This window comes from Streptomyces hirsutus (assembly GCF_001418415.1).
Taxonomy (GTDB): Bacteria; Actinomycetota; Actinomycetes; order Streptomycetales; family Streptomycetaceae; genus Streptomyces; species Streptomyces hirsutus.
Genome location: NZ_LIQT01000656.1, coordinates 1 through 5769, shown reverse-complemented (window position 1 = coordinate 5769; position 5769 = coordinate 1). Strand labels below are relative to the sequence as shown.

At 70.4% G+C, this 5769-nt stretch carries 6 protein-coding genes; 5 read left to right on the top strand and 1 reads right to left on the bottom strand.

Going from position 1 to position 5769, the window contains the following annotated elements; all coding sequences use genetic code 11:
- The 4 genes from AOK11_RS36795 to AOK11_RS36780 all read left to right on the top strand — a co-directional run.
- A partial coding sequence (locus AOK11_RS36795; RefSeq protein WP_055597972.1) for an SH3 domain-containing protein occupies nucleotides 1-415 on the top strand: 415 nt, incomplete at its 5' end.
- Nucleotides 416-458: 43 nt separating this feature from the next.
- On the top strand, nucleotides 459-1844 hold the full coding sequence (locus tag AOK11_RS36790) for an FtsW/RodA/SpoVE family cell cycle protein (protein ID WP_055597971.1): 1386 nt from the start codon (nucleotides 459-461) through the stop codon (nucleotides 1842-1844).
- Complete coding sequence (locus AOK11_RS36785; RefSeq protein WP_055597970.1) at nucleotides 1841-3298, top strand: penicillin-binding transpeptidase domain-containing protein; 1458 nt, start codon at nucleotides 1841-1843, stop codon at nucleotides 3296-3298. The genes AOK11_RS36790 and AOK11_RS36785 overlap by 4 nt, the downstream gene beginning before the upstream one ends.
- A 71-nt stretch (nucleotides 3299-3369) precedes the next feature.
- Nucleotides 3370-3879: a DUF3291 domain-containing protein gene (locus tag AOK11_RS36780; protein WP_055597969.1), complete on the top strand. Its 510-nt coding sequence runs from the start codon at nucleotides 3370-3372 to the stop codon at nucleotides 3877-3879.
- On the opposite strand, the gene AOK11_RS36775 is transcribed toward AOK11_RS36780, so the two are convergent.
- Entirely contained in the window at nucleotides 3876-4475 is a 600-nt protein-coding gene (locus AOK11_RS36775; protein WP_055597968.1) for a Uma2 family endonuclease, read from the bottom strand. The two genes, AOK11_RS36780 and AOK11_RS36775, sit on opposite strands and share 4 nt — an antisense overlap.
- A 225-nt stretch (nucleotides 4476-4700) precedes the next feature.
- Here AOK11_RS36775 and AOK11_RS36770 point away from each other — a divergent pair, with 225 nt between their 5' ends.
- Nucleotides 4701-5645, top strand: coding sequence for an AurF N-oxygenase family protein (locus tag AOK11_RS36770; protein ID WP_055597967.1), 945 nt, complete (start codon nucleotides 4701-4703; stop codon nucleotides 5643-5645).
- The last annotated feature ends 124 nt before the right edge of the window (nucleotides 5646-5769 follow it).

The window sequence follows — 5769 nt, the reverse complement described above, 5'->3', positions numbered from 1 at the left end:
GGCAACGACGGAGGGGGCGGCAACGACGACGGAGGCCACGGCAACGGTGGCGGCGGACGGCAACGGCGGCGGCGGCGGCAACGGCAGAAACGACAACGGAGGCGGCCACGGGAACGGCAACGGCGGAGGTGACAACGGCAGAAACGACAACGGCGGAGGCGGCAACCACGGCGACCACAGTCGGCACAGGGGTGTCATCACGGCGCCCTCGCTCGCCCTGCGCACCTCGCCGGACCGCGATGCACGGGTCATCCGGTACGTCCGCAAGGGCGATGTCGTCTCGCTCTACTGCAAGGTCGGCGGGGACAACGTCCAGGGCAACCCGCTCTGGTACCTGGTCACCGACGGCAGAACCTGGGCCTGGGGTGCCGCCCGCCACATCAACAACATCGGGCCCGCGCCACGCTGGTGCTGACCGGCACACCGCGCAGGAGGGTACATATAGGTAGGTTCCGGACATGAGCAAGGCCGGAATCTCCTTGGCGACGGCTGATCCGCCCACGCCCACCGCTCCCCTCCCCCGGCGCCGTGGCGTCGAACTCGCCCTCATCGTCCTGGCCGTCCTGCTGTCGGTGTACGGCTACTGCGCCGTCGGCTTCGCCAGGAACGGCGCCGTCCCGCCCGGCGCCGCCGGTTACGGCGCCGGGCTCGGCGTGCTCGCGCTGTTCGCGCATCTGGCGGTGCGCTTCCGCGCGCCCCGGGCCGACCCGCTCCTGCTCCCCATCGCCGTCCTGCTCAACGGGCTCGGCCTGGTGCTGATCTACCGGCTCGACCTGGAGACACCGGGCGACGAGGCCGCCCCGACCCAGTTGGTGTGGTCGACGCTGGGCGTGGCACTGTTCATCGCGGTCGTCCTGCTGCTGCGCGACCACCGGGTGCTGCGGCGCTTCACCCGCGTGTGCGCCGCCTCGGCGCTCGTCCTGCTCACGGCGCCGATCCTCTTCCCCGCGGTGAACGGGGCCCGCATCTGGATCCGGGTCGCCGGATTCTCCATCCAGCCGGGAGAGTTCGCGAAGGTGCTGCTCGCGGTGTTCTTCGCGGCGTACCTGGCGGAGAACCGCGGCGCGCTCACCTACGCCGGCCGCCGGTTCTGGCGGCTGCAGCTGCCCACCGGGCGGGTGCTCGGCCCGATCGTCGCCGTGTGGCTGGTGAGCGTGGGCGTGCTGGTCCTGGAGCGGGACCTCGGCACGTCGCTGCTGTTCTTCGGCCTGTTCGTCGTCGTGCTGTACGTCGCCACCGGCCGTACCGGCTGGCTCGCCGTCGGCCTGCTGCTGGCGTCGCTGGGCGCGGTGGCCGTGGGCCGGCTGGAACCGCATGTACACAGCAGGATCGAGACCTGGCTGAATCCGTTCGCCTCGATCGAGGCGGGTGAGGGCCCGAACCAGCTGGCGCAGTCGCTGTTCGCCTTCGCGGAGGGCGGGCTGCTCGGCACCGGGCTGGGGCGCGGGCATTCCATGCTCATCGGCTTCGCGGTCAAGTCCGACTTCATCCTGGCCACGGCCGGTGAGGAGCTGGGGCTCTTCGGGCTCTCCGCGATCTTCCTGCTGTACGGGCTGCTGGTGGAACGCGGCTACCGGGCCGGCCTCGCGCTGCGCGACCCGTTCGGCCGGCTGCTCGCCGTGGGGCTGGCCGCGATCGTGGCCCTCCAGGTGTTCGTGATCGCGGGCGGGGTCACGGGGCTGATCCCGCTGACCGGGATGGCGATGCCGTTCCTGGCGCAGGGGGGTTCGTCGGTGGTCACCAACTGGGCGATCGTGGCGCTGCTGGTCCGGCTGAGCGATTCGGCAGGCCGCCTGGGCGGACGTCCTCCGTCCGACGGGACGGACGGAGGTGCGGGTTCATGACACGGTACATCCGACGGGCCGCCGTGTTCTGTGGGCTGCTGCTGTTCGCCCTGCTGGTGAACGCCACCCGCGTCCAGGTGCTGTATGCCGACGCCTACGACGACAACCCGGCCAACCGCCGTGACACCATCGCCCGTTACCGCCAGCCGCGCGGTGACATCCTGGTCGACGGCCGCCCGGTCACCGGCTCGCGGGACACCGGGGAGCATCTGCGCTACGAACGGACCTACGCCGACGGCCCGTTGTACGCGCCGGTGACCGGCTTCGCCTCTCAGGAGTACGGAACGACCCTGCTGGAGCACACGGAGGACGAACTGCTGGCGGGCACCGACCCGCGGCTCCAGCCGCTACCGCTGTGGAACGACTTCACCCGATCCCGCAACGCGGGCGGCGACGTCCTCACGACCATCCACCCGGCCGCCCAGCAGGCCGCGTACGAAGGGCTGCGCTCGCGCAAGGGCGCGGTGGCGGCGGTGGAGCCTTCGACCGGGCGGATCCTGGCCCTGGTGTCCGTCCCGTCGTACGACCCGGAGCTGCTGTCCGGGAACGGGACGGCGGCACGGAAGGCCTGGGCCCGGCTGAACGCCGACCCGGACAAGCCGATGCTGAACCGGGCCGCGCGGCAGACGTATCCACCGGGTTCGACGTTCAAGGTGGTCACCGCGGCGGCGGCGCTGGACGCGGGCGTGGTCACCGACCTCGACGAGCCGACGGACTCCCCCGACCCGTACACCCTGCCGGGGACGACGACACGGCTGACGAACGAGTCCCGGGGCTGCGCGGACGCCTCGGTGCGGGAGGCGTTCACCTGGTCCTGCAACACCGTGTTCGCCAAGGTGGGGGTGGCCACGGGCCTGGCGGACCTGACGGCCACGGCGGAGGGCTTCGGGTTCAACGAGGAGGGGCTGCGGGTGCCGTTCCCGGTGGCGCGCAGCACCTTCGACACCACGATGGACCGGGCGCAGCTCGCCCTGTCGTCGATCGGTCAGTACAACACGCGGGCCACTCCCCTGCAGATGGCGATGGTCGCGGCGGCCGTCGCCAACAACGGGCACGTGCGGGAGCCGTATCTGGTGGAGCGGACGACCCGGGCGGGCGGCGGCACGGTGTCGGCGGCCGGCCCGGGGCAGTACCGGCAGGCCATGTACCCGTCGACGGCGCTGCGGATGCGGGAACTGATGCGCGGGGTGGTGGAGGAGGGCACGGGCACGAACGCGGCGATCCGCGGTGCCGTGGTCGGCGGCAAAACCGGCACCGCCCAGCACGGCATCGGCAACTCCGGTACGCCGTACGCCTGGTTCGTGTCCTGGGCGCAGAACGACGGAGACGCGGAGGCGAAGGTCGCGGTGGCGGTCGTGGTGGAGGACGCGGCGGCCAGTCGCCGGGAGATCAGCGGCGGCGGCACTGCGGCACCGATCGCCAAAGCGGTGATGGAGGCCGTGTTGAGGCCGTAGGCATCGCCGTGCGGATCATCTGCTGAGACGAGGGCTGCCGAACCCGCCTCCGCCCGTCTACCGTTCGGCCCATGACGGAAGCCATCCCCGCGTACGAACTCGCCCAGGTCAACATCTCTCGCCTCCAAGCCCCGCTGGATTCACCGCAGTTGAAGGACTTCGTCGACAACATCGACTCGGTGAACGCGGACGCCGAGGCCGCCGAAGGCTTCGTCTGGCGGCTGCTCAGCGAGGGCGGGAACGCCACCGACGTGTCCGTCTTCGACGACCCGTGGCTGATCGTGAACATGTCGGTGTGGCGGGACACCCGTGCTCTGACCGCGTACATGTACCAGGGACGGCACCGGGAGATGCTGACCCGGCGCCGGGAGTGGTTCGAGCAGGCGAAGGAGGCGATGACGACCCTGTGGTGGGTCCCGAAGGGCCACCGTCCCACGGTCGCGGAGGCGGAGGCTCGGCTGCTGCACCTGCGCGCCCACGGCCCGACGCCCTACGCGTTCACGCTCCGGACGTCGTTCCCTCAGGGGAGCGCGGAGCCCGTCCCGGGCGAGGTGCCGAACGGGCTGGGCTGCCCGGTCTAGCGGCGGCGGTCGACGGCGGTGAGGTCGATGTCGATCGGGAAGGGAGCGGTCAGCTTGAGGCGGTTGTGGAAGATGCCCATGGGAACGTACGACGTGGTCGCCGGGTCCAGCTCGTAGACGTAGACGACGGGGAGGCCGTCGTCCTCCTCGACACGCCAGAAGTGCGCGATACCCGCGGCGGCGTATTTGCGGGGCTTGGTCTCGCGATCGCGGTCGACAGAGTCCTCGGAGACCACCTCGACGGCCAGGATGACCTCCTCGGGCAGGAGCCGGGTCCGTTTCGGCCCGGTGTCGGCACCGGTACGGGCCACCAACACATCGGGCTCGGGCCGGTTCCGTTTACCGAGCGTCACCGTGAATTCGCGGTAGACCTCGAATGCGTCCGGCGCCTGCTCGAATAGTGAAGTGTCCAGCAGGCGGATCGTGCGCATGTGGAAGGTGGTCTGCGGACTCATCAAGACAAGGCTCCCGTCGATCAGCTCCGTGTGTGGAGGCAGGTTGGGAAGCGTGTCGAGGTCGTCCGCCGTCCAGCCGTCCTGCGGCGGACGGGGCCACTCGTAGTCGTCGTCCAGTTCGGAGTCACGTGCGGCGCTCATGATTGCTCCCATGCGCTGGAGTCTGACCGGCACCGTCAGCCTACCCAGGGCGAACGCCGATCCGCCGCTCCATGAGGTGATCCGGAGAGCGCGCCGTTGACGCCCGCGCCAGGTCGACCGTCCGCGGACAAGTCGCGCGCAGGGGATTGACGGGCTTACTGACAAGCAGTCTCATAAGTGAGGTGACCCACCGGTAGCCCGCTACGCCCACGAGGTGGAACCGCCATGACGACCCAGCCCCTGACGGATGCCGACGCCCTCGACGGGCTGCGCGACGCACTCGGCCTGCTCAAGGACCGGGAGCAGGTGGCCGAGCGGCTGCTCGACGCCTCCGCCAAGCACTCCTTCGACCCGGACAAAGAACTGGACTGGGACGCGCCCTTCGAGGAGGGTCTGTGGTTCTGGCCGCCGGAGCTGGTCTCGCTGTACGGCACCCCGCTGTGGAAGCGGATGAGCGAGGAGCAGCGCATCCTGCTGTCACGGCACGAGGCGGCGGCGCTCGCCTCGCTCGGCATCTGGTTCGAGCTGATCCTGATGCAGCTGCTGGTGCGGCACATCTACGACAAGGCGGCCACGAGCGCGCATGTGCGGTACGCGCTCACCGAGATCGAGGACGAGTGCCGGCACTCCAGGATGTTCGCCCGGCTGATCACCCGCGGCGACACCCCCTGGTACCCGGTGAGCCCGCTGCACCAGCACCTCGGACGGCTGTTCAAGAGCATCTCCACCACGCCCAGCTCCTTCACGGCGACCCTGCTCGGCGAGGAGGTCCTGGACTGGATGCAGCGGCTGACCTTCCCGGACGAGCGTGTCCAGCCGCTGATCCGGGGCGTCACGCGCATCCACGTCGTCGAGGAGGCCCGGCATGTGCGCTACGCCCGCGAGGAGCTGCGGCGCCAGATGGTGACCGCGCCGAAGTGGTCGCAGGAGTTCACCCGGGTCACCTCCGGCGAGTTCGCCCGCGTCTTCTCGGTGGCGTTCGTCAACCCGGACGTCTACACGAACGTCGGGCTGGACAAGCGTGAGGCCGTCGCCCAGGTCAGGGCCTGCGCGCACCGGCGGGACGTGATGCAGCAGGGCGCGAAGCGGCTCACGGACTTCCTGGACGACATCGGTGTGCTGCGCGGGGCCGGACGGCGACTGTGGAAATCCTCCGGACTGCTGGCCTGAGCACCGCCGCCCCAGCAGCCCCCAAACGGCTCACGACCCCACGGCGGAACCGCACACCGACACAGCCTGGACGACATCGGCGTACTGCGCGGAGCCGGACGGCGACTGTGGAAATCCTCCGGAC

What these genes read in the sequence shown, in the direction of transcription:
- AOK11_RS36790 (WP_055597971.1), top strand. Translation starts at nt 459, where the DNA reads ATGAGCAAGGCCGGAATCTCCTTGGCGACGGCTGATCCGCCCACGCCC.
- AOK11_RS36785 (WP_055597970.1), top strand. Translation starts at nt 1,841, where the DNA reads ATGACACGGTACATCCGACGGGCCGCCGTGTTCTGTGGGCTGCTGCTG.
- AOK11_RS36780 (WP_055597969.1), top strand. Translation starts at nt 3,370, where the DNA reads ATGACGGAAGCCATCCCCGCGTACGAACTCGCCCAGGTCAACATCTCT.
- AOK11_RS36775 (WP_055597968.1), bottom strand. Translation starts at nt 4,475, where the DNA reads ATGAGCGCCGCACGTGACTCCGAACTGGACGACGACTACGAGTGGCCC.
- AOK11_RS36770 (WP_055597967.1), top strand. Translation starts at nt 4,701, where the DNA reads ATGACGACCCAGCCCCTGACGGATGCCGACGCCCTCGACGGGCTGCGC.